This is a genomic window from Bradyrhizobium brasilense (assembly GCF_029714345.1).
In the GTDB taxonomy this organism is placed as follows: domain Bacteria; phylum Pseudomonadota; class Alphaproteobacteria; order Rhizobiales; family Xanthobacteraceae; genus Bradyrhizobium; species Bradyrhizobium australafricanum.
In genome coordinates, this window is sequence record NZ_CP121669.1 from 7826437 (window position 1) to 7851535 (window position 25099).

Genomic DNA, 25099 nt, shown 5'->3' on the forward strand with positions numbered 1-25099 from the left:
GAGGGATCTCTCGTTTTGACGCGGTGTCTTCGTGCGAGGCGGAAGGCCATTTCGCTCGAAAACGCTCTAGTTCTGGAACCTGACCGATGATGCTGGGCTCTGACGTTTCCAGCCTGACCACGACCGCCAAAACCGCCGCCGCGCAGGGTCTGTCGATCGTCGTGCCCGTCTACAACGAGGCGGCCGGGCTTGCTGCGTTGCATGAGCGGCTGATCAACCTCGCCAAGACGCTGCGCGCCCGCTATGGCCTCGCCTGCGAGGTGATCTATGTCGATGACGGCAGCGCGGACAACACGCTGACGATCGCGCGCGGCCTGCCCGCCGACGGGCTCGACCTGCAGGTGGTGTCGCTGTCGCGCAATTTCGGCAAGGAGGCGGCGCTGATGGCCGGCCTCGACCACGCCCGCCGCGGCGCGGTGCTGTTCATGGATGGCGACGGCCAGCATCCGCCGACGCTGGTGGAGCAACTGGTCGCGCACTGGATCGATGACGGCTATGACGTGGTCTACACGGCGAAGGCGCATCGCGACAATGAATCGGCCGCGCGGCGGCTGGCCGTGCGCGGCTTCTACGCGCTGATCAACTGGGGCGCCCGGCAGCAGATCCCGGAGGATGCCGGCGACTTCCGTCTGCTGTCGCCGCGCGCGGCCGCGGCGCTGCGGCAATTGCCGGAGCGCAACCGCTTCTTCAAGGGCCTCGCCAGCTGGATCGGCTTCCGGCAGATCCGCGTTGACTACGAGCCGGCGCCGCGCGCGCATGGCGTCACCACCTTCAATGCCGGCCGGCTGATCGGTCTGTCGATCGAGGGCCTGACCTCGTTCTCGGTGGCGCCGCTGCGCTTCGCCAGCCTGCTCGGCGCGCTGCTCGCCGGCGTGGCGTTCCTGTTCGGCCTCTCGATCCTGTGGGAAGTGCTGACCACCGGCAAGCAGGTCCCCGGCTATCCGTCGCTGATGATCGGCATGATGACGATCGGCGGCGTGCAGCTGATCATGATCGGCATCGTCGGCGAATATATCGGCAAGATCCTCTCCGAGCTGAAGGCACGGCCGATCTACTTCGTCGCCGAGCACACCGAGAAGCACGCCGACGGCGGCGCGGCGCAAAATGCCTCCGAGCGGACCGCCGCGGAATGAACACCGATACGCCGCGCCGGATTTGGCTGTGTGCTGACGATTATGGCTTGAGCGACGGCGTCAACCGCGCGATCCGCGACCTGATCGAGCGCGGCCGCCTCAATGCGACGTCGGTGATGACGGTGACGCCGGCGATCGGCCGCGATGCGGCCAGCGCACTCACGGCATCGGTGGCGAGCAGCCCGCGCTGCGCGATCGGGCTGCATGTGACGCTGACCGCGCCGTTCCGGCCGCTGACAATGCATTTCCGCCCGCTCGACGGCGACATGTTCCTGCCCTTCCCGCGGCTGCTGCGCGCCGGGCTGATGCATCGGCTCGACGCCGAACTGGTCCATGCCGAGGTGCTGGCGCAGTTCGACGCCTTCCATGATCTGTTCGGCCGCGCACCCGACTTCGTTGATGGTCATCAGCACGCGCAGCTGTTCCCGCAGGTGCGCGACGGCTTCCTGCGCGCCGTGAAGGAGCGCGCGCCGGGCGCCTGGGTGCGGCAGTGCGGCCGCGAAGGCCCGCTGGCGCGCCAGCTGGCGGCGCCGAAGGCGCTGGTGCTGAACGTGCTCAGCACGCAATTCCGGATCAAGGCACAGCGAGCCGGCCTGCGGTTCAATCCGGCCTTCGCCGGCGCCTATGATTTTACGCGCGGCAATGATTTCGCGGCGCTGATGCAGGGCTTCCTCGACGGCATGCCCGAGGACGGGCTCGTGATGTGCCATCCCGGTTTCGTCGACGAAACGCTGAAGAGCCTCGACCCGCTGACGACGCAGCGCGAGACCGAGCATGCCTATCTCGCAGGCGACGATTTCCCCGCGCTGCTGGCCCTGAATAAAGTTACACTGGCCTGATAGGGTTCACGAAAAGCCGTCGGTCGTATTGTCGCATACATAAATTTAATTCTGGCCCCCACTCCTTGCGCCACAAACCCCGTCATACATCCCGGACGCGCCGATTCGATCGGCGCGATGGAGAACGCCATGACACCGCAAGAACGCCAACTGATCGACGATCTCTTCGACCGGCTCGCCAAGCTGGAGAATGCCCCGCGCGACGGCGAGGCCATGTCCGCGATCGTGCAAGGCCTGCGCAGCGCGCCGAATGCGGTCTACGCGCTGGTGCAGACCGCGCTGGTTCAGGACGAGGCGCTGAAGCGCGCCCATGACCGGATCCAGGAACTCGAGGCCGCGGTCGGCCAGCAGCAGGGAGCCCAGCAGCAGGGCGGCGGTTTCCTCGATTCGATGCGCGATGCGATCTTCGGCGGACAGGGCCAACAGCATGGTTCGGTGCCGCCGGTGCGGGCGCCCGACATGGGCGGCCGCGATCCGGGCAGCCGCCCGGTCTGGAACTCGGGCCAGGCGATGCAGCAGGCCGGCGGCGGCTATGGCCAGCAATACGGCCAGCCCGCGCAACCCTACGGCCAGGGCTATGGCGGCCCGCAGCCGCCGGCGCTCGGCGGCGCGCCGGGTGGCGGTGGCGGCTCGTTCCTCGGCACGGCGGCGGCGGCCGCGGCCGGCGTGGTCGGCGGCGGACTGTTGCTCTCCAGCATCCGCGGCATGATGGGTGGCGGCAGCCACCAGTCGATGGCCGATGCCGGCGGCCTCGGCGGCGGTTCGCGTCCCTGGGGTGGCGATCAGTCGTCGAGCGACCTCGCGCGTGACGCCGGGGTCAACGACATCGGCTCCAACCGCGACAGCGGCTCGCGCGCCGGCGCGTTCGACCAGGCGCAGGCCGACCAGGACAGTGACGATGATCAAGACGCCGACGACTTCGACAATGATGACGACGGCTTCGACGGCGGCGGAGACGGTGACGACAGCAATTACGCGTAAGCGTGTCACCTGAAACACAAACGGCCGCTCTCATCGAGCGGCCGTTTTCATTTGATCAATCGGGACTACAACTTCACATCACCACGACCCTGGCGCCGACATTGACGCGGCCGTAGAGGTCGATGACGTCCTCGTTGCGCATCCGGATGCAGCCGGATGAGACGTTGGTGCCGATCGTCCAGGGCTCGTTGGAGCCGTGGATGCGGTAGAGCGAGGAGCCGAGATACATCGCGCGGGCGCCGAGCGGATTTTCCGGGCCGCCTTCCATGTGCCGCGGCAGGTCGGGACGGCGCGCCAGCATTTCCGGCGGCGGCGTCCAGGCCGGCCACTCCTTCTTCGCCGAGATCGTCTTCACGCCGGCCCAGGTGAAGCCGGGCCGGCCGACGCCGATGCCGTAGCGCAGCGCGCGGCCGTCGCCCTGCACCAGATAGAGAAACTTGTTCGGCGTATCGACGACGATGGTGCCGGCGCTTTCCCTGCCGCTATAGTCGACCAGCTGCTTCTCGTATCTCGGATCGAACGGGCGCTGCGCCGGATCGCCCGCGGCCTCTTCCTGCTGCCGCAGCATCTGCTGCTGCGGATCAATCGGCGGCAGCTGACGGTTGCCGTAATAGCCGGGCTGCTGCTGATACATCGGCTGCGGCGAATAGCCCTGCGACGACGGCGCATCGCCGAACAGGAATTCGATGAAGCCGCCGCCCATGTTGGAGCGCTGCGGCTGCACATAGGCGGTTCGCATCGGCGGCTGCGGAGCGCCCTGATTGGCATAGATGACGGCGGGCCCGGCGGGCGCTGCCGCGTCGATTGCCATGGCATGATGGGGAACAGCAATAAGAGAAGACGCGCCGGCGAGCAGCGCAAGCGTGGTTTTCCTGAACATCGACGTACTCTGTACTGGTTTCGTCGTGACGTGATGCGCGAGGCGCCGACTTTGCGCCGTTGCACGTGGTCAATAAGCGATGAAAACCGCATCGGTTTGGTAAACGGATCGGCCGTTTCGATTCACCACGCCAGCAATGGAGCGCGGTTTTCCGTGACAGCGTTTATTTTGCGTGAACGGCGCGGCGACATGGTTAATCGCCGGTAGCGCCGCGCTTGCGCGCTATCCGCGCAAACAGTTCCGGCGTGAACCTGACGTTAAATCCGCTCTGTCTAGAACGGACTTCAGTGAAGGGGCGGGAATGAAAATCATGTCAGTGAAGCGCAAGCGTTTTCGTGTCGAGCAGGCGATGGGCGAGGCTGTGATGCCGGAGCCGGATGTTTCCAGCGGCGCCGATCTCGGTCCGATGCATCGCGAGATCATGGCCGAGCTTCGCTCGATCCGCGCCCAGATGGCCGCAGCACCGGCACAGCGCACCGGCGACAGCGTCGATGCCGCGGTCGCCCGCGAAGTCGCCGAGACCCACGCGCTGCTCGAGACCTACCGTGCGCAGGTCGAACAGTGCGAGAAGCTCAAGGTCGAGCTCGACCTGATCCACGACGCGATCAGCCGCACCAAGCGCGAGATCGCCGTGCTGCACGGCAAGAGCTTCAACGGCGAGGAGATGGCCAAGGTCAATGGCGAGCTCGGCGCCGTGGTCGGCGGCACTGAACAGGCCACCCAGCAGATCCTCGAGGCGGTGGAGGCGATCGACCAGGCCGCGACCGCGCTGGCCAACAACGTCACGCCCGACCAGCAGAAGCGGCTCAGCGAAGATATTCAGGAGCGCGTGGTCTCGATCTTCGAGGCCTGCAACTTCCAGGACCTCACCGGCCAGCGTATCAGCAAGGTGATGCAGACCATGAAGTTCATCGAACAGCACATCAACGAGATGATGAACATCTGGGGCGGCGTCGACGCGATCAAGACCCACGTCCCTGCGATCGTCGACACCCGCGAAGGCGATGCCCGCCTGCTCAACGGCCCGAAGCTCGACGGCGACGCCGGCCACGCCTCGCAGGACGATATCGACGCGATGTTCAACTGAGCGATCGCATCGGCAGAATACAAAACGCCGGCCTCGAGGGCCGGCGTTTTTGTTTGAGCCGCGGTCCAGCGCTCGCAGCGGGTCACCGAAAATAGACGGACCGCCTCAATCGCAGCCACCACATGCAGTTTGTGCCAATTGCGGCAATTGGAAAGTTACTGGCAGCTTTGGCATCGCTGACGCATACTGTGCGTGAGGGGAAATTGTCATGCGTATGCCGGGAGCCAACATTGGGTGCCGGTGGCATGGGACTTCCGGAGTAAATCCGGTCGTCCCCGCATGGGGCTTGCACGTCCACTCATCACACAATCACAGGTTCGCGGCTGCTCACCGTGCGTATCCAACGAGGGCGGACTGCCATCTCTCGCACGCTGCCGAAGCGCGAGGCCGTCTTTTGTAGCTGTGACGATCAGCGGCGGATTTCTTGCATTCGCGCTGATCGCGTACGCCTTGTTATCGGATCACTGATTTTGGGGGGAGCCACCGGAGTACTCAACACTGGAGATTGAACATGACGCAAGGAATTGTCAGGAATACCGCAATTGCGCTCTCGACTTTCGTTTGTGCGACACTGTTCTCCGTCACCTGGTCCGAGCAGGGCGACATTTCGGCTTCGGTCGAAAGCGCCCAGGCGCGTGTGGGCCGACCGCTGACGCCCGTGAGCGTCGCGGGCGTTGCGCGTCGGCAGACCCGGCGCGCCGCGTACGGATACGGCGCGGGGATCGCCGCTACGGCAGCGGTCGCCACGGCTGCCGCTACTGCGCCGGCCTATTCCGGCTGGGGCACAAACGATTGGACCAATTCGTACGCCGCCCAGACGGATCCCTACTTTGGCCAGCCCTACTATCCGGCACGAGCCTACCAAAGGATCAGTCCGTATTACGGATATGCCGGATGGACGGAGTACAAGGCAGCCAATGGTATCGGCTGCGAGCCTGGCACGATGACCAAGATGGCTGACGGCCGCATGTACGTCTGTCAGTGACGTCAGGGCAACGGCATCGCAGAGGGCGGCTCAACGAGCCGCCCTTTTGACTTCGTGGAGAAGCGGACGATCTCGCATGGCGACGGGACACGTCCAGCGTTGATCTACGTCAACATCACCTGACCCTTGCCACGCATATGTTGGACCGCGCCCGAAGCGGCTCGGCACCTTTCGGTTCGCCTGCGATGAGGAGGATCACCATGCATCGGACGAAGATTCTTTCCACCGGGTCGGTGACAGTTACGGGGATCGTGGCCAGCCTCATGCTTGGGGCAGCAGGTGTCGCGCTCACTCCGGCACCGGCCAAGGCCGTGGTTTACTGCACGTATGTCGGTTATCCGCAGGGTTGCGTGGCGCGGGCGGGCGTTGTGCTCAGGCCTCGTCCGGTGGCGCGCGCTGCGGTCCGTCACAATGCGGGCGGCAACCTGAATGGCGGCGTCAATCGGGTTGGCGTGCGGCGATAAGGCCGCGTTTTCGGGTCTCCTTCCCTTCTCCCCTTGTGGGAGAAGGTGGCGCGGATGCAATCCGCGCCGGATGAGGGGTTGTCGCCGCCTACTCAAATCTCGAAAGGGTCACTCGCGAAGAGAGACCCCTCACCCGGATTGCATCTGACGATGCAATCCGACCTCTCCCACAGGGGGAGAGGTGCGCCGACTTTGCGGCGCTATGTCGGCGGATAGCTCGAAGTCCCGCCGTTACGCCCTTGGCGCGCAGCGGACATAGACCATGTTGCCGTAGCGGACCCCGGCGTCCTTGTCGACGAAGCGGGTGATCATGACGCGGCCGTCGAACGAGACGATCTCGCGGTCCTGCTCGCCGGGCGTCGGTCCTGGCGGGCCGATATAGTTCTTGCCGCTCGGGGAACCCTTCAGCCGCAGTTCCTGCGGGGTGGCCTGGTCGGCCAGATGCATGATGACGCCGCCGTTCTGGCCGGCGCCGATCACGTAAGGCTGCTTGCACTGGCCGCGCGCGGCGGCCTCGGTGCGGGCGCGATCGGCGGGATTCTGGAACGAGGCGAGACCCCAGCGGCCGACGATCTCGTCGGCGCGGATGCTCGCGGGCATTTCGGGGGCGACCCCCGGCTCGGCTGGCGCCGGCTCAGGGTTCGACGACAACGACGGCAGGCTCATGCTGCCGCACGCCCCCAAGAGTGTCGTCAGCGCCGAAACAGCCGCGAACCGTGCGACCAATCGCGCGTTGAATGACCTGATCATATGCATCCCCCGACTATGTCCCGGCCGCACCCGTCCTGCAGCCAAGCGTAAAACTTAAGACGGAGCAATGACGTCTGACAAAATTACGTCATCGCTACGATTTGGTTTCTGGTCCACCATCCTATATTGGCCTCACCAAGGCCTTAACCCGTTTGCTTGACAGAAACTGCGCCAAGCCATATTTCCCGGCCCACCATTAGCACTCTCGCACCACGATTGCTAAGAGCGTCGGGCGTCCTGCCCAGCGCCGACCGGGCCGGCATCCAACGCCGGTCCCGATGAACCGGACCTGAAACCGAGCCTCCAAGAGGGAACGTCATGGCTAAATCCACCTTCCGCCCCCTGCACGACCGCGTCGTGGTCAAGCGTATCGATGCCGAGGAGAAATCCAAGGGCGGCATCATCATTCCGGACTCGGCGAAGGAGAAGCCGTCCCAGGGCGAGATCGTCGCCGTCGGCCCGGGTGGCCGCGACGAGGCCGGCAAGCTGATCCCGATCGACCTCAAGGTCGGCGACCGCGTGCTGTTCGGCAAATGGTCGGGCACCGAGGTCAAGCTCGACAACCAGGAACTCCTGATCATGAAGGAGTCCGACATCATGGGCGTGCTGGCGTAATAGGGCCGGCAATTCCAGAACCCGCCGCACCCTCTGCTGTCATGCCCGGGCTTGACCCGGGCATCCATCAATCTTCGCAAGATTTCTCGCAAGGACGATGGATTGCCGGGTCATCTGGCACGAAGACGCACTTCGTGCTTTCGCCCGGCAATGACGAGCGCAGATGCCGGCGCCCGCATCGAAACATTCCAGGAGTTCAAATCAATGGCTGCCAAGGACGTAAAATTCGCCGGAGAGGCCCGCGACCGCATGCTGCGCGGTGTCGACGTGCTCGCCAACGCTGTGAAGGTGACGCTCGGCCCCAAGGGCCGCAACGTCGTCATCGAGAAGAGCTTCGGCGCTCCCCGCATCACCAAGGACGGCGTCACCGTCGCCAAGGAGATCGAGCTCGACGACAAGTTCGAGAACATGGGTGCGCAGATGCTGCGCGAGGTCGCCTCCAAGACCAACGACACTGCCGGTGACGGCACCACCACCGCGACCGTGCTGGCGCAGGCCATCGTCCGCGAGGGCGCCAAGTCGGTCGCCGCCGGCATGAACCCGATGGACCTCAAGCGCGGCATCGACACCGCGGTCGCGGCCGTGATCAAGGACATCGAGAAGCGCGCCAAGCCGGTCGCCTCCTCGTCCGAAGTCGCCCAGGTCGGCACCATCTCGGCCAATGGCGATGCCGCGATCGGCAAGATGATCGCGCAGGCGATGCAGAAGGTCGGCAACGAGGGCGTGATCACCGTCGAGGAGAACAAGTCGCTCGAGACCGAGGTCGATATCGTCGAGGGCATGAAGTTCGACCGCGGCTACCTCAGCCCCTACTTCATCACCAACGCCGAGAAGATGACCGCCGAGCTCGAGGATGCCTACATCCTGCTGCACGAGAAGAAGCTGTCCGGCCTGCAGTCCATGCTGCCGGTGCTGGAAGCCGTGGTGCAGTCGGGCCGTCCGCTCTTGATCCTCGCCGAGGACGTCGAGGGCGAGGCGCTGGCGACCCTGGTCGTCAACCGCCTGCGCGGCGGGCTCAAGGTCGCCGCCGTCAAGGCGCCGGGCTTCGGCGATCGCCGCAAGGCGATGCTGGAGGACATCGCGATCCTGACCGGCGGTCAGCTGATCTCCGACGACCTCGGCATGAAGCTCGAGAGCGTCACGATCAACATGCTCGGCCGCGCCGGCAAGATCGTGATCGACAAGGAGAACACCACGATCGTCAAGGGCGCCGGCAAGAAGAAGGACATCGACGCCCGCGTTGGCCAGATCAAGGCGCAGATCGAGGAGACCACCTCGGACTACGACCGTGAGAAGCTGCAGGAGCGCCTCGCCAAGCTCGCCGGCGGCGTTGCCGTCATCAAGGTCGGCGGTGCGACCGAGGTCGAGGTCAAGGAGAAGAAGGACCGTGTCGAGGACGCGCTGAACGCGACCCGCGCCGCGGTGCAGGAAGGCATCGTGCCAGGCGGCGGCGTCGCGCTGCTGCGCGCCAAGAAGGCGGTCGGCCGGCTCACCAACCCGAATGCCGACGTCCAGGCCGGCATCAACATCGTGCTCAAGGCGCTCGAAGCTCCGGTCCGCCAGATCTCGGAGAACGCCGGTGTCGAGGGCTCGATCGTGGTCGGCAAGATCCTCGAGAACAAGTCGGAGACCTTCGGCTTCGACGCCCAGACCGAGGACTATGTCGACATGGTCGACAAGGGCATCATCGACCCCGCAAAGGTGGTGCGCACCGCCTTGCAGGACGCCTCCTCCGTGGCCGGTCTGCTCGTGACCACCGAAGCCATGGTCGCCGAACTGCCAAAGGACGCGGCGCCGGCAATGCCGGGCGGCGGCGGCATGGGTGGAATGGGCGGCATGGGCGGCTTCTAAGCCTCCCCCATCCCTATCGAGATCGAAGGCCGCCTCCGGGCGGCCTTCTTTTTTGCCGTTTGATTACGATCGGGATGCAAGGATCATCTGATGTCCCGCGACGCCAAATCACTGACGTTGACGCTCGTGCTGTTCTACGCGATCGGCGCGCTGCTTGCGCTCGGCGCCTATGCTCTGGACAGCATCGATGATCTTGCGGTCGTCTTGACGTTCTGGCTTAGGCAAACGCTGACGTTTGTCGTCCTCAGCGCGGGTTATGGCGTCTATTACGTCATTTCGGGTTCTGCCGGTCATCGTCCAAAAGCGCCGTTGCGATTTCTGGACATCTCGTTTCTGGCCGCTGCTTCCACGCTTGGGGTTGGCATCCTCGTGCACAGCTGAGCGATCCTTGACGCGACGGCCTGACAGTCCGTTACGCGACGCAGATGTCAGCCACCGCCACCTTCTGGAACAGGTGCGGCGAGGCCACCGCCGAGGCCGGATAGGCCGAGAGCTTGGCCCTGAACTCGGGGTTCACGAAGGCGGCGCGGAAGGCGGCAGTCGATTCCCAGACCGCGTAGTTCAGATAGGCCGGGCTCTCGCCGAGCGCGCGGTGCAGCTGGGTCGAGATGAAGCCCGGCTGCCGCTTCATGATGGCGGCGTCGTCCTGCCAGGCCTTGAGAAAGGTGTCCTCGTCGGCAGCATCGAGCGTGAAGAGGTTGACGAGCACGACGTTGCTGGCCTCGACCGCGAGCTGGCGGTCGATCGGGAAAGCGGGGTCCAGGGGGCGCATCTGCGGCATGGTTGGCTCCGTTCGATATGGTGTTATGATGTCATTACGTTCCGATGGATACATATAGAAATTGACATTATGATGTCAATACGGTTGCATGGTGACAAATGCCGAATGCAAAACGAACGCCGGCGGGCGAAGCCCTGAGCACCCTGATTCCCGACCTGTTCAGGCTCAACAGCCTGCTGTTCACATCAGGCGACCGGCTGGTGGTCGGGCTCGGGCTGACCAGCGCGCGCTGGCAGATCCTCGGCGCCATCGTCGCCGCCGAGCGCCCGCAACCGGTCGCATGGCTGGCGCGCGACCTCGGCGCTGCCAGACAGAACGTGCAGCGGATCGTCAACGACCTCGAACGGGACGGGCTCGTCAGCTTCGAGACCAACCCGCATCACCGCCGCGCCCAGCTCGTGGTGCTGACCGCCAAGGGGCGGCAAAGCTTCGACGCGGCCATGCGCCTGCAGCTGCCCTGGGTGAACGGCCTCGCCGACGGGCTGTCGATGAAGGACCTCGAAACCGTGAGCCGGGTCGTGACGGTGCTGCGCGGCCGACTGGAGAGCGGCGAGGAACCTGACGAACGCACATGACCGCGATCGCGGCGCGAGGCCGCCGTTAGGCGGCCTTCTTTTTTGGCCAATGACATGGAGGTTTGCTAGTTACGACGGAACCGATTCTGCCCTTCGAGGACTTATCGTATGCGCGCGCTCCCGCTCCTGCTGCTCGGTCTTGCCGTCACCTCGGCGCCTGCCCTCGCCCAGATGAAGCTGCAATCGAAGTCGGCTCCCGCCAATGGCCCCGAGACGCGCTATTTCACCTCGATCGACGGCCTGATGGACGGCAATGCCGACGTCGTCCTGAAGGAAACCCGCCAGGGCAAGACCGTGACCGCGGCCGTGCTCGACGTCTGCTATCCCGCCGACAAGAGCTCCGACCGCAAGGACCGCTTCGTCGCCAACCTGACCGTCAGCGGCCAGACGCTTTCCGGCACCGCCCAGAGCGTCGCCGACAAGCAGCCGGTCACCATCAAGCTGAACCGCAAGCAAACCGGCGACGGCTTTGAGTTCCGCGGCCAGATCACGATCGGCCAGACCGTGACCGAGGTCGCCTCGACGGACAATTCCGATCTCAGCGAGAAGGAATTCCAGGACAACCAGGCCACCGAGGACGGCATCACGCCGCAGCCGAAGGATTTCACCGACGTTTCGCCGGAATCGATCGGTGTGCGGGTGAAGCTCGATGCGGCGGCGGATTTCCTCAAGAGCCTGAAGGGCGAGGCGGTCGAGATCGGCACCTCCAGCCTTGCGGTGACCTGCGATGCGATGCGCTCCGGCGAGCAGACCATCAACCTCACCGTCGATCCCGAGCACGCCGGCGCGCTGCTCGCCAAGGCGAAATCCGCGCCCGGCGTGACCGCTGCCGGCTGGACCAGCGGCGTGGTCGAAATGGACCGCACCATCCGCTTTGCTGCCGCCGATTGGCGCGAGGGCGACAAGATCAACAAGGACAAGCTGGCATCGGCGATCGCGGGCGTGCTGGCGAAGACGCTTGCCGCAAAGCCCGCCTCAGCGACGTGGAACGCGAACACCGGCAAGCTCAAGCTGGTGCTGAAGCGGCCCAGCACGATTTACCCGGCGCTCGGCCTCACCCAGAATTACGAGGTCACTGCCCTGGTCTCGCCCGACAAGCCCGGAAGCTCTGACCGGCTGATGCTGTGGGTCTCGAGCCCCACCGTCTCGACATCGGACGACAGCGCCGGCGCCAAGCTGAATCTGTCCGACGATTCCAGCAGCGACGAGGAAGGCAGCGAGACCAGGGACGACAACGGCGCAATCGACGCGCTGCTCAAGGAGTTCAAGGGCCAGCGCTGGGACGCCGACAAGTCGGTGTGGCGGTAAGGCCGCCGCTGTCGTGAGTTAGGCCGCCTTCGTCTTCAGCGGCACGACGTTGTCGCGGACCGCCTTCGGGGTGGCGTCCGGACCGGACTGAAGCATCCCGTCGCTTCTGACGAACAATTCAGAACGAGGCTCGATCGCAGCGCGATCGAGCAGCGCCCGTAGCTCGGGACGAAGTCCATCGCCACGCAGCGCGGCGATCGCATCGAAGTTGCGCATGATGTTCTCCTGCGTGATCGCAATCAGATTCTCGCATTCGTCTTCCGCGAACCACCCGCTTCCCGATTCCGCGACGACGCTCGAGAAGCGGTGCTAAGCGCCATATCGACACAGCGGAATCTCGTCTGAAACTCGATCGCTCGCCCGATCTGAAATCGGGTGGTGCGAGACACGCCTCCAAATGTTCACTGCGCGCATCGAGAGAACGCCGGTCGCGATACCGGCAACGCGCAAATGGAGACGAAGAGATGTCAGAGGAAAACAAGAACGTCGTAGGCCGGTGGTTCAAGGAGTTCTGGGGCAACCCCTGGAATCCGCGCATCATCAACGAGCTCGCGACAGCAGACATCGTCGTGCACTACCCGATGCACGAACCGAAGAAGGGCCGCGCCGCGGTCACGCAGTTCATGACCGAATTTCGCGAAGCCTTTCCGGATCTCAATTTCTGGGGCGTCGGCGATCTCGTCGCGGAAGGCGATCTCGTCGTCGGCCGCTGGGAAGGCGGCGGCACGCACACAGGACCTGCGTTCAGCGACTTCCGCCTCGGCTCGCTTCCCGCAGCCTCCGGCCGCAAGATGACGTTCGCCGGCACCACCGTGCTGCGCGTGCAGGACGGACGGATCGCCGAAGAGCTCGGACAGGAAGATGCAATCACCGCCATGCTTCAGCTCGGCCTCATTCGTTTGCCCGAAAGCGACGGCGCCGCGTCGCGGCCGGGCGGCGAGCTGCCCGACGGCTGGAACAACATGCCGGGATATCCGGAGGGGCCGCGCTGAGCACGGCCGGAGTGCATGGCTCCATCGACGATCGCATCATGACTACCCGAACGCGCTTGCTGCGCGTTCGGGTAACGCAATCGATCGGCGCGGTGAACTTGAAGGTCTCTAAGCCGCAGGCTTGCCGGAGGCATTCCAATATTGCTGCGCCGGCATCGCATCTCCCGATGCAGCGCCGGCGCGGTCTCGCGGCCGCAATTTGCGTCAAGACGGGAAGATCAGGCACGTCGTCGTGCCGTGGGCGAGCAGCCGGCCCTGCTCGTCGGTGACCCTGCCTTCGGCGGTGCCGATGCGACGGCCGCAATTGAGCACATTGCCTTCCGCCCTGATCGGACCAGTGTCGGGCGTGATCGGACGCACCAGCGAGATCTTGAACTCGAGCGTGGTCTGGCTGGTGCCGGCATCGAGCGTCGACTGCACCGCAAGCCCCATGCAGCTGTCGAGCAGCGTCGCGGTGAGGCCGCCATGCACGGTGCCCGCCGGATTGAGATGCGCGTCGGTCGGCACCAGCGTGACGACGACGCGGCCGCGCTCGGCCTCGGCGACGTCATAGCCGAGTGTCCGCGCGATGGTGTTGAGCGGCAATGCGCCGCTGACAAGACCCTGCACGAATGCGAGGCCGCTCATCTTAAGCTTCTGTTCCGCACTGACGGTGCCGTAGCTCTTGGCCATTGCCGATCTCCACCGGGGTTTATTGCATCGTGACGGCAGGCCGCTTGCGCCGCAGCGACGCGGCGGAGCGGCCGTAGAGTTTTGCGAATGCGGCATTCATGCGCCGCGCGCTGGAGAAGCCGGCATGCTGCGCCACCAACGCAAGCGGCAGCTCGCTGCCGTCGATCAGGCGCTTGGCGCGCTGCACGCGCAGCGACAGCGCGACCTGGAGCGGCGAGGCATCGAGATGCTCGGCGAACAGACGCGATAGATGCCGCGCGCCGACGCCGAGCCGCCCCGCCAACGCTTCGACATTGCCGCGGTCGAGCGCGCCTTCCTCGATCAGCGCCAGGGCGCGCTCGACGGTGGTCCTGGTGCCTTTCCAGGCCGGGCAGAACGGCGCCGCCTCGGGACGGCAGCGCAGGCAGGGCCTGAAGCCAGCACGCTCGGCCGATGCCGCGCTGCCATAGAACCGCACATTGCGCGCGAGCGGCGTGCGTGCCCGGCAGACCGGGCGGCAATACACACCGGTGGTCTTGACCGCGACGAACACGACGCCGTCCCAGGCCGGGTCGCGGCGCTGAAAGGCTGCATATTGTGCGGCGAAATCGAGCATGCGACCGCTATAGCCCCGCCCGCGCGCCGCGACGACCCGCTTTGCGGGGACGACGTCCGGAAACGACCGCCGCCCCCAAGCGAATGCTTGCTGCGATCAGAGACGCTTGGTCATGAACAGGCTGAGCGGATCGGACGCGTAGCCGCCGAACGGCGGGCAATTCCGATAGCCGGCGGAGCGATAGAGCGCGATCGCCTCCGGCTGCCGGATTCCGGTCTCCAGGCTGATGCGCGCGATCTGCCGGCTGCGCGCCACATCTTCCAGCGCGTCGAGCAGCCGGCGGCCGAGCCCGTATCCGCGCGCCTCGGCACGCACGAACATCCGCTTCATCTCGGCATGGTCAGGCGCGATGATCCGGAACGCGATCGAGCCAAGCGCCTCACTGTCACGCCGCGCGACTAGAAACACCGCGCCGGGGGCGGTGAGCGCGATGACGTCGACCAGATGATTGCTGTCAGGCGGATACAATGCCTCCAGATAGGCGTCAGAGAGGGCGATCAACTGCCGGACCTCCGGCTGCCTAGGGTCTTCGGGGCCGATGCTGATCTCGGGCTTGTGCATCTCGGACACGGTTCGGTGCCGGCTGGAGGGTCGTTGCCGCAACTGTCTGATGGCGCCGCCACCCCGTCAATCTACGGGGGCATGCGACCAAAAGACTTCGTGCCGCCGCAGTTCGGTCACCGAAAATTAAGGCTCGATTTAGTTTCGAGGATCATGCTTCGCGCCATCGAACACAGGTCACGCCATGCAAGACCGCGAGCCGATCAACGCTGCGAGCATCTGGCCGACGGATGTGACGGAGGGTCATTCGCCGGCACAGACGGCGGACCTCTGGGATGTCACCGGCGAGAACCACGACGCCGCCCTGCTGCTGCGGGAGCCGTTTGCCGACCGCATCGGCACCGCGCTCTTGGCAGCGACCGCACTCGCCGCAAGCTTCGTGCTGGGATGGACCGGCGGAGCCAACTGGCACGACCTTGCAGCTCCCGCCCCGGTGCCGGTGGCCCAAAAGGAAGCGCCGGCCCCGCACATTGCGGAGGTGGCGCCGAGTCGAAAGGAGAGCCCACGCCGGGCTGCGTCCAACGCCGACCCCGTCGTCACCGGCAGCATTCCGAGGACCGCGCCGGCAAGCCCGCGTCCGCTCGCCTTGGGCGCCGCGCCGACGACCTTGAATGCACAGGCCGCCGCATTGGGGCCGAAGCAGGCGGCGGCGCCGGAGACGCGGCCGAGCACCATCCCGGGATGGTCGGTGGTCGAAGTCCGCGACGGCACCGCCGTGCTCGAGGGGCCCGAGGGTGTCAAGATGGCCGCGCGCGGCGACGTCGTGCCCGGCCTCGGACGGGTCGATTCCATCGTGCGCTGGGGCAACCGCTGGATCGTCGCCACCGCAAGCGGACTGATCGCAACGCCCTGAGCGTTTTGTCTTGACGCGTTTGCTTGACGCGAACCGCCGTCCGCTTCGCTCGATGACGCTTTAGTTGCTGTTGATCACGAAACGCAGCGACTTGCTGCCGGTGAAGGTCACCTCGTCACCGTGCCGCCGCCAGCTCGTCATGTCGCCGAGCGCAGCCAGCAGATCCTTGTCCGCCTGCGCCCGCTCCGGCGTGCAGGTGCGGTTCTCCATCGCGCCGGGAACGAAGACGATGGTGTTGCCGGCCACCGAGAACTGGCCCTTGCCGCCGTCGCACCACAGCTCGAGGATCACCTCGCCATTGTCGCCGACCTCGATCGAGGGAATCCGCTTGGAGCCCGGCATGCGCGCGGCATCGAGCGTCATCACGAAGCCGAACGGGAACTCCTCTTGGGCCCGCGCCGCATCTGCGGCGAGAGTCGCGGCAACCAGCGCCAACGCGGCGATGCCGCCGTTCAAATCTCGCCTCATCGAAATCATGCCAATCCTCGAAATGCGACGCGCAACTGCGGCCCCTTCTATGGGAGCAGAGCGCGATTGGCCAGATTGGCATTGCCGGAAAATGTGCCTGAAAAGCAAATCCCCGCGAGCCGTTCGCTCGCGGGGATTCCTGGTTCGCCAAACGCGTCGTGGCGCTATTTCAGCACCAGTATCGTGAACGGATAGACATAGGCCTGCAGGGTCACGAACAGACCGACCAGACACGCCAGCACGATCGAATGCAGGAACACGTAGCGCAGGATCGAGCCCTCGTGGCCGTACCAGTTGGTCGCGGTCGAGGCGACCACGATCGATTGCGCGTCGATCATCTTGCCCATCACGCCGCCCGAGGAGTTCGCCGCCGCCATCAGGATCGGCGACAGGCCGAGCTGCTCGGAGGTGATCTTCTGCAGATTGCCGAACAGCACGTTCGACGCGGTATCCGATCCGGTCAGCGCCACGCCCAGCCAGCCGAGCAAGGTGCCGAAGAAGGGATAGAGCACGCCGGTCGCCGCGAAGGCGAGGCCGAGCGTGGCGTCGACGCCGGACAGCCGGGTCAGCGTGCCGATCGCCAGCATCGCCGAGATCGTGATCAGCGAGATCGCGCAGATGCGGATGGTGCGGCCATACTCGGCGATCAGCTTGAGCGGCGAGAAGCCCATCAACAGACCCGAGATGATCGCGGCGATCAGCATGCCGGTGCCGGTGAACGACAGATAGGTGAAGCCGAACACGGCGCCTTCCGGCGTCGGCTTGGCGGCCACCGGCGGCACCTTGAAGATCAGCTTGTCGAGCTCGGGGACCGGATAGTTCCAGACGAAGTTGGCGTTCGCCCAGGCCTTGAAGGCACCGTTGCCCCAGATCAGCATCAGGATGCAGACGATGATCCACGGCAGCAGCGCGCTCCACATTTCACCCTGGGTCAGCGGCGTCTTGTCGAGCGGAGGTGCGGCGGCCATCGTCGCCGCCGATTCATCGCGGCCGCGCAGCGCCGGCGACAGCCAGAGCTGCCGCGGCTGCCAGACCTTCAGGAACAGGATCAGGGCGCCCATCGAGATCAGCGAGGCGCCGATGTCGACGATCCAGGGGTTGATGTAGTTCGAGATCACGAATTGCGGGACCGCAAACGACACGCCGGTGACCAGGATTGCCGGCCACACCTCCTTCATGCCGCGCCAGCCGGCAAACGCCCACACCACCCAGAACGGCACGATCAGCGAGAACAGCGGCAGCTGCCGGCCGACCATCGCGCCGAGGATATAGGGGTCGAGGCCGGTGACCGAGGCGAGGCCCTGGATCGGCGTGCCGAGCGCACCGTAGGCAACGGGTGCCGTGTTGGCGATCAGCGACAGGCCGGACGCGGCGAGCGGTGAGAAGCCGAGCCCGATCAGCACCGCGCCGGTGATCGCGACCGGCGTGCCGAACCCAGAGGCGCCCTCGAAGAAGGCGCCGAACGAGAACGCGATCAACAGCAGCTGCAACCGCCGGTCCTCGGTGACGCCGCCGACCGCGCGCTTGAGCAGCTCGAACTTCCCGCACCTCACCGTGACCTGGTAGAGGAAGATGACGTTGAGCACGATCCAGCCGATCGGGAAGAACCCGGTGATCACGCCAAGCAGGGTGGCGCGGATCGACATGTTGGCCGGCATGGTGAAGACGAAGATCGTGATCAGGTTGGTCACGATCACGGCAATGATGGCCGCAATGTGCGCCTTCACCTTGCCGCTGGCGATCAGCACCAGCAGCGTGACCACGGGAATGGCGGCCGCGACCGTCGACAGCGCCGCATTGCCCAGCGGGTTGTAGATTTGATTCCAGGTGTTCATCTCGGGATCCTTCCCACATTTTTATGCAGCGCGCCGGCCTGCATGCGGGCAGGCGCGACTGGTGCGATTGCGGGAGTCCGTCGGAAAAGCTGCAGCCCCGGCTCGCGAATGAACGATCGGTAAGGATCGCTCACATCCTCGCGAAAAATCGAAGGTCCCCCGCCCCTCGCCGTTGTCGTCATGCTAGGGTTGACTCGATTGCCGGGACAAGCCAACGCTTGCATGCCAGACCTACGACTTTAGTCGAGGATTACCCCAATTGTCCCGATTCTTCAGGCCTTTGCGGCCGCTTCCCCGGAGACGATAATCTGTGAACAACATTCGCTCGACGCTCGCGACGGTGTGGCGCATCGCCTCGCCCTACTTCAACTCCGAGGACAAATGGGCGGGCCGCGGGCTTTTGGGCGCGGTGGTGATCATCGAGCTCGCCAGCGTCTTTCTGACCGTGCTGTTCAACCGCTGGAACAATGTTTTCTACAACGCGCTGCAGGAACGCGATCAGGCAGTCTTCACCTATCAGATCGGTTATTTCTGCGTGCTTGCAGCGTTCTGGATCGGTCTGAAGGTCTACCAGCTCTATCTCAATCAATGGCTACAGATCCGCTGGCGGCGCTGGATGACCACGCGTTATCTCGGCGGCTGGCTGCACGATGCCAACCACTATCGCATGCAGTTGCTCGGCGATGCCGCTGACAACCCGGACCAGCGTATCGCCGAGGACACCCAGCGCTTCGTCGAACAGACCCTGACGCTCGGGATCGGATTGTTGAGCGCCGTGGTGACGCTTGCTTCCTTCGTGTTCATCCTGTGGGGCCTTTCCAATCAGGCGCCGCTGCATCTGTTCGGCAGGGACATCGCGATTCCCGGCTATCTGGTATGGGGCGCGCTGGTCTACGCGACCCTCGGAACGGTCTTGACCCATGTGATCGGCAGGCCGCTGGCCAACCTCAACTTCCGGCAGCAACGGTTCGAAGCCGATTTTCGCTTCAACCTGGTGCGGACCCGGGAGAACGCCGAGCAGATTGCACTGCTCGACGGTGAACCGGTCGAGCGCACGCGATTGCTCGATCGCTTCGGATTCGTGGTCGCGAACTGGCTCGACATCATGCAGCGCACCAAGAAGCTGACCGCGTTCACCGCGACCTATTCGCAAGCCGCGGTGATCTTCCCCTACGTGTTGATCGCACCGGCCTATTTCGCCAACAAGATCCAGCTCGGCGGCATGATGCAGACCGCCTCCGCGTTCAGCAGCGTGCAGGATTCACTGTCGTTCTTCATCACGGCCTACCGGACGCTGGCCGAATGGCAAGCGGTGATCGCGCGTCTCGATGGCTTCGAGAACTCGATGCGCGGCGGCGATGCGCTCGCGCAACGGCAGGACATCATCCACGTCAAACCGACAGGCGGCGACAGGATCGATCTCGACGATCTCCTGGTCACCCTGCCGGATGGCAAGCCGTTGCTCGCGGCCGACGGCTTCAGCCTCCGCGACAATGAACACACCCTTGTCACCGGCCCCTCCGGCGCCGGCAAGTCGACGCTGTTCCGCGCGATCGCCGGCATCTGGCCGTTCGGCGATGGCGCGGTCGAGATCCCGGCCAATGCCAGCCTGATGATGCTGCCGCAGCGCCCCTATCTGCCGATCGGCTCGCTGCATGATGCGGTGGTTTATCCGGGCCAGGCTGCGAGCTACGACGCGGGCCGGGTCCGCGAGGTCCTCACCGCCGTCGGGCTGCCGCAGCTTGCGGCGCGGCTCGAGGAACAAGCGCACTGGAACCGGATGCTGTCGCTCGGCGAGCAGCAGCGGCTCGGCATCGCGCGGGCGCTGCTGCATGCGCCGCAATTCCTGTTCCTGGACGAGGCGACGGCCTCGCTCGACGAGCCGTCGGAAGCCGCGCTGTACAGGCTGATTGCCGAGAGGCTGCCCGGCACCACGGTGGTTTCGATCGGCCACCGCTCAACGCTCGATGCCTTCCATCAGCGCAACGTCACGCTAGTCCGCGACGGCGACCGCTTCACCCTGCGCGACGCGGTCAAGGTCGCCGCGTCGTAGCGGCATCATGGGTCAGCCGCGGCCACGGCTTGCGGCTTAGCCCAGCGGAGGCAGCCCACAGGTCTCGCGAACGCCTTTTGCTGTTGTCCGCCCTGTGCCGATCGGACCTGGCCGGCCAAAACAAAAAGGGGCGGCAGATTGCTCTGCCGCCCCTCGATCTCCCGAAGGAGTGATTACTTCAGGTTGGACATCGCGGTCAGGTCAACCGAGAGCTTGGCGATGCCGGCCGCGCCGCACCAGTTGGAGCTCGTGCCACCCGGATTGATCGGGGTGACGGCAGTGGTTCCGCCCGCGGTGAAGTCGCTGGTGAAGGCGCTGCAATCACCCTTCGACATGTCGGTGTCGGAGTAGCGCAGATCGAGCGTGAACACCTTGTAGGTGAAGCCGATGCCGATGTTCCAGGTGTTGTAGTCGGCATACTTGATGCCGTTCGGGAACGCCGGGACACCGTAGAAGCTGTCCGAGGTGCCGAGCCACTGCCGGCCGAACTCACCCGACACATACATGCCGACGCCGCTGCTGCCGAACACGGTGCTCGGCGCAGTGTACTTGCCGATGATCGAGGAGTAGTTGCCCCAGGCGCCGGTGTTGAGGAAGTTCGGCGAGTAGTATTCGTTGATGGTGAACGCCCAGTTGTCGTTGATGGTCCAGGTCGCCTTGCCATAGACTTCGAAGAACGAGACGTCCTTCTTCATGACGGCGAGGTTGGTGAGGGTGTTGGCCTGGCAATCGGCGCTCAGCGGATTGCCTGCGAAGTCGGCCACGGCACCGCCGCCGTAATAGCAGGTTCCACCCGGATACAGGTAACCCCAGACACCGATGTCGAAGGCGAAGGCGCCGAAGGTCGGGCGGATACCGCCGTAGACGTCGACTTCAGCCGCGGCGCGGTTGGCGAAGGAGATGCTTTCGGTCGACGTACCGACGTAGAGCTGCAGGTCCTTGCTGACGTTGTAGCGCGGCTCGAAATAGGCCGTGACCGACGGATTGTGGTTGGACTGGGTGACGCCGCGGAAGATGTAGTCGCTCATGATGCCAGCGCCAAAGGCGATGTCCCACGGGTCGAACGGAGCCGGCGGCGGCGCCTTGACGGCCTTCACCGCCATGTCAGCTGCCATTGCCGAGCTCGAAATCATTGCTAGCGCCGTTGCTAACAAAGCCAGTTTCTTCATGACGATCCCCATCTAACTTTTCCAGACAGCCCAGCTCCGGTGGCCCCCAGGGCGCGCGCTAACGGACTGCAACTAAATCGCGTGGATCAATCTGAGGCCCGTGCACGGTACCGTGAAGCCAAAAAGACATGCATGTGCCGCCTTTTTAGGCGTTCTAGCCATCTTGCCGCATGTTGACTTGCGGGTGTTGCATTTGCACCACAAGACTGCTGCTCCCGCACCGGTTGAACCGGTCATTCGGACAGGGAAACGGCAACAGTCGGCTCGGCGCGAGAGCGTTCGGTGCGAATCGCCGTGCCCGTAAAAGCACGGATTGTCACCGCACCTACGGAAGAAGCCGCAGCGTGGCGCGCTGCGGCTTCGATCACTTGAACCTCGGCAATGTGGCAGCGGCTTAGTGGTGCTCGCCGCCGTCGGCCGATCCGGCAATCCAGCCCGGCGCCGGTTCGTGGCTCGGTGTGGCCCAGCTCGGAGCCGGCTGCGGCGCGGGCTCGGGCGCCGGAGGTGCCGCGACCGGGGCCGCCGGCTTCGGCGCGGCGGCCTTCTTCGGAGCAGCGGCCTTCTTCGGCGCGCTCTTCTTGGCAGCGGCTTTCTTGGCAGCCTTCTTCGGCGCAGCCTTCTTGGCGGCTTTCTTTGCCGTTTTCTTTGCAGCTTTCTTGGCCGACTTCTTCGCCGATTTCTTTGCAGCCTTCCTGGCGGATTTCTTTGCAGCCTTCTTGGCCGACTTCTTCGCGGACCTCTTCTTCGCCGCTACCACCTTCTTGGCCTTTTTGGCCTTCTTGCTTTTCTTCGCCTTCTTCGACTTCGCCATCGTGGTCCTCCTGTTGCCGCTATCTGAGTCCACCGGGCGTATTGAAGTGATCGCTTGCCGGACGTTGGCTGCACCTCGAGGAGAGGCACCCTCCACTTCGCTTGTCGGGCATGATGGCCGCGCGATCGCTTCGCGTCTGTGGCAAGGAAGCGCCGGTCCTTCACGTTGCGTCAGGGCAAGGCTGAGGTCCGGATCATGCTCGAGTGGCAGTCGATCAATTCAATCCTGGCCGGGGACCTCCTGTCGCCCAATCGAGAAGCTCAATCGTGTGCACCACAGGAACTGACGTACCGCCGGCAATCTGAACCATGCAGCCAATATTGCCCGCAGCGATCATGTCCGGTTTGACAAGCGCAATATTGGCGACCTTGCGATCGCGCAATCTGCTCGCAATGTCGGGCTGGAGAATGTTGTAGGTCCCCGCCGAACCGCAACACAAATGGCTCTCGGGCACATCTTTCACCACGAATCCATTCTTGGAAAGCAATTCTTTCGGAAGTTGAGTGATTTTCTGTCCATGCTGCAACGAACAAGCCGAGTGATAGGCGACGGTGATGTCGCCTTTCTGCGTTGAAGGCGCGAGCTCGAGGCCAGCGAGATACTCGGTGATATCCTTTGCCAGCGCCGAGATTCGCTTGGCCGGCTCCGCGAATGTTTTGTCCTCGCGCAGCAGGTAGCCGTAGTCTTTGACAACTGTCCCACAGCCCGAGGTCGTCACCAGGATGGCGTCGAGCCCGTTCTGGTCCGCTTCCCTTTGCCACACTGTGATGTTGGCCCGCGCGCGCGCCAGCGCGTCGCCGTCCTGTCCCATGTGATGGGTCAACGCGCCGCAGCATTGCTCGTCCTTGACCAGCACCACCTCGACGCCGTGCCGGGTCAGGACATTGATCGCGGCCTGATTGATGCGTGGCGCCAGCACCTGCTGGGCGCAGCCCTGCAGCAGCGCGACCCGGCCGCGCCGCCGGCCGATCGGCGCAAACACGGTTCCCGCAGCCGGCCCCGGTTGCGGCAGGCCACGCGGCGCGAGCGCCAGCATCGCCTTGATCCGCCGCAGCAGACCCGGGCTCGACGCACCGACCGATGGCGTCGGCAGCAATGCGGCGAACGGACGGGCGAGCCCGGCCAGGATCATGCTGATCCGGAACAGGCCCGGCCGCGGCAGCACGAGGGCGAGCACCGACCGCAGCAGCCGCTCGGTCAGCGGTCTCTGGTAATCCCGCTCGATCCGGACCCGGGCCTGGTCGACGAGGTGCATGTAGTTCACGCCCGACGGACAGGTCGTCATGCAGGCGAGGCACGACAGGCAGCGGTCGATATGCTTGACCACGTCGGCCGTCGGCGGCTTGTCCTTCTCCAGCATCTCCTTGATCAGGTAGATGCGGCCGCGCGGGCTATCGAGCTCGTCGCCGAGCAGCACATAGGTCGGGCAGGTCGCGGTGCAGAAGCCGCAATGCACGCAGGCGCGCAGGATCTTGTCGGCTTCCTTGATGTCGGGATCGGCAAGCTGCGCCAGGGAAAACTCGGTCTTCATGCAGCCCCGCCTCGCATCATCCGGCCGCGGTTGAGGACGGACCTCGGATCGAAGCTCGCCCGGACCCGTTCACCGAGCGCGGCAAGCCCGGCCGCCTGCGGCTGGAACACATCGACCGCCCGGCGCTCATCCTCGGTGGCGCGGATCAGGGTGGCGTGCCCGCCAATCGCCTCGACCTGGCCGCGGACCAGCGTGGCCTGGGCGTCGGCGCCCGGCGGCACCGCGGCCCAGATCAGCCCCCCGCCCCAGTCGTAGATCACGTCGCCGCCGGTGGCGCGCGACAACGCCTGGCCCAGCGCGCCGCCAGAGGCCGGCGGGCAAACGATACGCCACACCGGCCAGGCCCCGAGCGCGCCGTTCGCCGCGAACGGCACCACGTCGCGCAGCGCACTCCAGATTGCGGCCGACGCATCGTCGGCGAGGCTGTCGACCGTTCCATAGGACGAGAGCGTCTGGCTCAGCGAGGCCGCCCGATGTGCCGCCGACGCCGAAATCCCCTCCAGCCGCACCAGCGTGACCGGCTGGCCGGAGGCTGCGAGGCCGGCGAGCGCACCGCCCCCGGTCCGCAACGCCGAACCCGGAAGATGCGCGGCGCCGGAGACGTCGAAGGGCGAACCCAGCGCCGCCGTCATCGCCCTGTTGGCGGTGACGTCGTCGAGCCCGCGCAGCAGCAGCGTCCGCTCGGCTTCCGGCTTCGGCATGACCTTAAGCGTGACCTCGGTCATGACCGCGAGCGTGCCCCAGGAGCCGGTCAGCAGCTTGCAGAGATCGTAGCCGGTGACGTTCTTCACCACCCGCCCGCCGGTCTTGAAGCTGTCGCCAAACCCGGACACCGCGTGCGCCCCGAGCAGATGATCCCTGATACCACCGGCCTTGATGCGGCGGGGACCGGCCAGTCCGGCGCCGATCATGCCGCCAATCGTGCCGGCGCCCGCGGTGCCGAGCAGCACAGACGTGTCCATCGGCTCGAAGGCGAATTGCTGGTTCTTGGCGTCGATCAGGGATTGCACGTCGGCGAGCGGCGCGCCGGCCTGCACGGTGATGATCAGTTCGTTCGGCTCATAGGAGGTGACCGCATTCAGCGCCGAGACGTCGAGCAGCGCATTGGTCGCCATCGGATGGCCGATGGCGCGCTTCGATCCATGTCCAATGACCTCAAGCGGCTGCTCGCTGGCAACCGCCGCGCGCACCACTTCCTCGACGTCTTTTGCGTCTCTGACCTTGAGCGTATCCACACGCTAGGCGGTAACGAAATTTCGCGCCGAAATCAAATGCGCACCGAACGAACGTCTGAATGCGGCAAGCCGACC

Annotated in this window: 27 protein-coding genes; 14 read left to right on the forward strand and 13 right to left on the reverse strand. The window is 65.1% G+C overall.

The features are described from left to right. Positions 1–86 precede the first annotated feature (86 nt). From QA635_RS36115 to QA635_RS36125, 3 genes are all read left to right on the forward strand, one after another. Positions 87–1133, forward strand: coding sequence for a glycosyltransferase family 2 protein (locus tag QA635_RS36115; protein ID WP_283064597.1), 1047 nt, complete (start codon positions 87–89; stop codon positions 1131–1133). Further along, a complete protein-coding gene (locus tag QA635_RS36120) occupies positions 1130–1972 on the forward strand; it encodes a ChbG/HpnK family deacetylase (protein WP_283064599.1) in 843 nt (280 codons plus the stop codon). The genes QA635_RS36115 and QA635_RS36120 overlap by 4 nt, the downstream gene beginning before the upstream one ends. Positions 1973–2101: 129 nt before the next feature. Further along, positions 2102–2953: a DUF2076 domain-containing protein gene (locus QA635_RS36125; RefSeq protein WP_283064600.1), complete on the forward strand. Its 852-nt coding sequence runs from the start codon at positions 2102–2104 to the stop codon at positions 2951–2953. A gap of 73 nt (positions 2954–3026) precedes the next feature. Here QA635_RS36125 and QA635_RS36130 read toward each other — a convergent pair whose 3' ends face one another. Continuing rightward, a complete protein-coding gene (locus tag QA635_RS36130; protein WP_283064602.1) occupies positions 3027–3833 on the reverse strand; it encodes a L,D-transpeptidase in 807 nt (268 codons plus the stop codon). A gap of 310 nt (positions 3834–4143) precedes the next feature. On the opposite strand from QA635_RS36130, the gene QA635_RS36135 reads away from it, so the two are divergent. From QA635_RS36135 to QA635_RS36145, 3 genes are all read left to right on the forward strand, one after another. Then, positions 4144–4920, forward strand: a complete 777-nt coding sequence (locus QA635_RS36135) for a protein phosphatase CheZ (protein WP_283064604.1) — start codon at positions 4144–4146, stop codon at positions 4918–4920. Positions 4921–5431: 511 nt separating this feature from the next. Then, positions 5432–5905 (forward strand): hypothetical protein, encoded by a 474-nt coding sequence (locus QA635_RS36140; RefSeq protein WP_233475493.1) that lies wholly within the window; start codon positions 5432–5434, stop codon positions 5903–5905. Between the two features lie 200 nt (positions 5906–6105). After that, positions 6106–6369, forward strand: coding sequence for a hypothetical protein (locus QA635_RS36145; RefSeq protein ID WP_283064612.1), 264 nt, complete (start codon positions 6106–6108; stop codon positions 6367–6369). A 231-nt stretch (positions 6370–6600) separates the two neighbouring features. Here QA635_RS36145 and QA635_RS36150 read toward each other — a convergent pair whose 3' ends face one another. Continuing rightward, complete coding sequence (locus QA635_RS36150; protein ID WP_026192247.1) at positions 6601–7119, reverse strand: hypothetical protein; 519 nt, start codon at positions 7117–7119, stop codon at positions 6601–6603. A 318-nt stretch (positions 7120–7437) separates the two neighbouring features. Between QA635_RS36150 and QA635_RS36155 the strand changes: the two genes are divergently transcribed. The 3 genes from QA635_RS36155 (at position 7438) to QA635_RS36165 (ending at position 9966) form a co-directional block, all read left to right on the forward strand. Continuing rightward, a complete protein-coding gene (locus tag QA635_RS36155) occupies positions 7438–7734 on the forward strand; it encodes a co-chaperone GroES (RefSeq protein WP_018269780.1) in 297 nt (98 codons plus the stop codon). A gap of 204 nt (positions 7735–7938) precedes the next feature. Next, positions 7939–9585 carry a chaperonin GroEL gene (gene groL, locus QA635_RS36160; RefSeq protein ID WP_038388056.1) on the forward strand — a complete coding sequence of 549 codons (1647 nt, stop codon included), beginning with the start codon at positions 7939–7941 and terminating at the stop codon, positions 9583–9585. 90 nt (positions 9586–9675) lie between these two features. Further along, the gene (locus QA635_RS36165; RefSeq protein WP_283064615.1) at positions 9676–9966 is read left to right on the forward strand and encodes a hypothetical protein; all 291 of its coding nucleotides are present in this window, start codon (positions 9676–9678) and stop codon (positions 9964–9966) included. A gap of 31 nt (positions 9967–9997) precedes the next feature. Here QA635_RS36165 and QA635_RS36170 read toward each other — a convergent pair whose 3' ends face one another. After that, a complete protein-coding gene (locus QA635_RS36170) occupies positions 9998–10366 on the reverse strand; it encodes an antibiotic biosynthesis monooxygenase family protein (protein WP_283064617.1) in 369 nt (122 codons plus the stop codon). 98 nt (positions 10367–10464) lie between these two features. Here QA635_RS36170 and QA635_RS36175 point away from each other — a divergent pair, with 98 nt between their 5' ends. Both QA635_RS36175 and QA635_RS36180 read left to right on the forward strand, forming a co-directional pair. Then, a complete protein-coding gene (locus QA635_RS36175; protein WP_283064618.1) occupies positions 10465–10941 on the forward strand; it encodes a MarR family winged helix-turn-helix transcriptional regulator in 477 nt (158 codons plus the stop codon). A 108-nt stretch (positions 10942–11049) separates the two neighbouring features. Then, a complete protein-coding gene (locus tag QA635_RS36180) occupies positions 11050–12249 on the forward strand; it encodes a hypothetical protein (protein WP_283064620.1) in 1200 nt (399 codons plus the stop codon). A gap of 18 nt (positions 12250–12267) precedes the next feature. Here the strand turns inward: QA635_RS36180 and QA635_RS36185 are convergent, their stop codons facing one another. Next, complete coding sequence (locus tag QA635_RS36185; protein WP_076827533.1) at positions 12268–12465, reverse strand: hypothetical protein; 198 nt, start codon at positions 12463–12465, stop codon at positions 12268–12270. Positions 12466–12713: 248 nt separating this feature from the next. Between QA635_RS36185 and QA635_RS36190 the strand changes: the two genes are divergently transcribed. Next, entirely contained in the window at positions 12714–13241 is a 528-nt protein-coding gene (locus tag QA635_RS36190) for an ester cyclase (protein WP_168856535.1), read from the forward strand. A gap of 204 nt (positions 13242–13445) precedes the next feature. Here QA635_RS36190 and QA635_RS36195 read toward each other — a convergent pair whose 3' ends face one another. The 3 genes from QA635_RS36195 to QA635_RS36205 form a co-directional block, all read right to left on the reverse strand. Then, positions 13446–13913, reverse strand: coding sequence for a PaaI family thioesterase (locus tag QA635_RS36195; RefSeq protein ID WP_283064623.1), 468 nt, complete (start codon positions 13911–13913; stop codon positions 13446–13448). Between the two features lie 19 nt (positions 13914–13932). After that, the gene (locus tag QA635_RS36200) at positions 13933–14508 is read right to left on the reverse strand and encodes a bifunctional transcriptional activator/DNA repair enzyme AdaA (protein ID WP_283064625.1); all 576 of its coding nucleotides are present in this window, start codon (positions 14506–14508) and stop codon (positions 13933–13935) included. Between the two features lie 96 nt (positions 14509–14604). Next, a complete protein-coding gene (locus tag QA635_RS36205) occupies positions 14605–15069 on the reverse strand; it encodes a GNAT family N-acetyltransferase (RefSeq protein WP_283072033.1) in 465 nt (154 codons plus the stop codon). Between the two features lie 184 nt (positions 15070–15253). Between QA635_RS36205 and QA635_RS36210 the strand changes: the two genes are divergently transcribed. Next, on the forward strand, positions 15254–15922 hold the full coding sequence (locus QA635_RS36210; RefSeq protein WP_283064627.1) for a hypothetical protein: 669 nt from the start codon (positions 15254–15256) through the stop codon (positions 15920–15922). 60 nt (positions 15923–15982) lie between these two features. On the opposite strand, the gene QA635_RS36215 is transcribed toward QA635_RS36210, so the two are convergent. Further along, positions 15983–16399, reverse strand: coding sequence for an META domain-containing protein (locus QA635_RS36215; RefSeq protein ID WP_283064630.1), 417 nt, complete (start codon positions 16397–16399; stop codon positions 15983–15985). Between the two features lie 155 nt (positions 16400–16554). Further along, a complete protein-coding gene (locus QA635_RS36220; RefSeq protein ID WP_283064631.1) occupies positions 16555–18225 on the reverse strand; it encodes an L-lactate permease in 1671 nt (556 codons plus the stop codon). Between the two features lie 310 nt (positions 18226–18535). Here QA635_RS36220 and QA635_RS36225 point away from each other — a divergent pair, with 310 nt between their 5' ends. Next, positions 18536–20278: an ABC transporter ATP-binding protein/permease gene (locus QA635_RS36225; protein ID WP_283064633.1), complete on the forward strand. Its 1743-nt coding sequence runs from the start codon at positions 18536–18538 to the stop codon at positions 20276–20278. 173 nt (positions 20279–20451) lie between these two features. On the opposite strand, the gene QA635_RS36230 is transcribed toward QA635_RS36225, so the two are convergent. The 4 genes from QA635_RS36230 to QA635_RS36245 all read right to left on the reverse strand — a co-directional run bounded on the left by QA635_RS36230 (position 20452) and on the right by QA635_RS36245 (position 25024). Continuing rightward, on the reverse strand, positions 20452–21447 hold the full coding sequence (locus QA635_RS36230; protein WP_057018099.1) for a TorF family putative porin: 996 nt from the start codon (positions 21445–21447) through the stop codon (positions 20452–20454). A 394-nt stretch (positions 21448–21841) separates the two neighbouring features. Continuing rightward, positions 21842–22258: a histone gene (locus QA635_RS36235; RefSeq protein WP_283064636.1), complete on the reverse strand. Its 417-nt coding sequence runs from the start codon at positions 22256–22258 to the stop codon at positions 21842–21844. Between the two features lie 214 nt (positions 22259–22472). Next, positions 22473–23789 carry a glycolate oxidase subunit GlcF gene (gene glcF / locus QA635_RS36240; protein ID WP_283064637.1) on the reverse strand — a complete coding sequence of 439 codons (1317 nt, stop codon included), beginning with the start codon at positions 23787–23789 and terminating at the stop codon, positions 22473–22475. Then, on the reverse strand, positions 23786–25024 hold the full coding sequence (locus tag QA635_RS36245; RefSeq protein ID WP_283064638.1) for an FAD-binding protein: 1239 nt from the start codon (positions 25022–25024) through the stop codon (positions 23786–23788). The genes glcF and QA635_RS36245 overlap by 4 nt, the downstream gene beginning before the upstream one ends. Positions 25025–25099 lie beyond the last annotated feature (75 nt).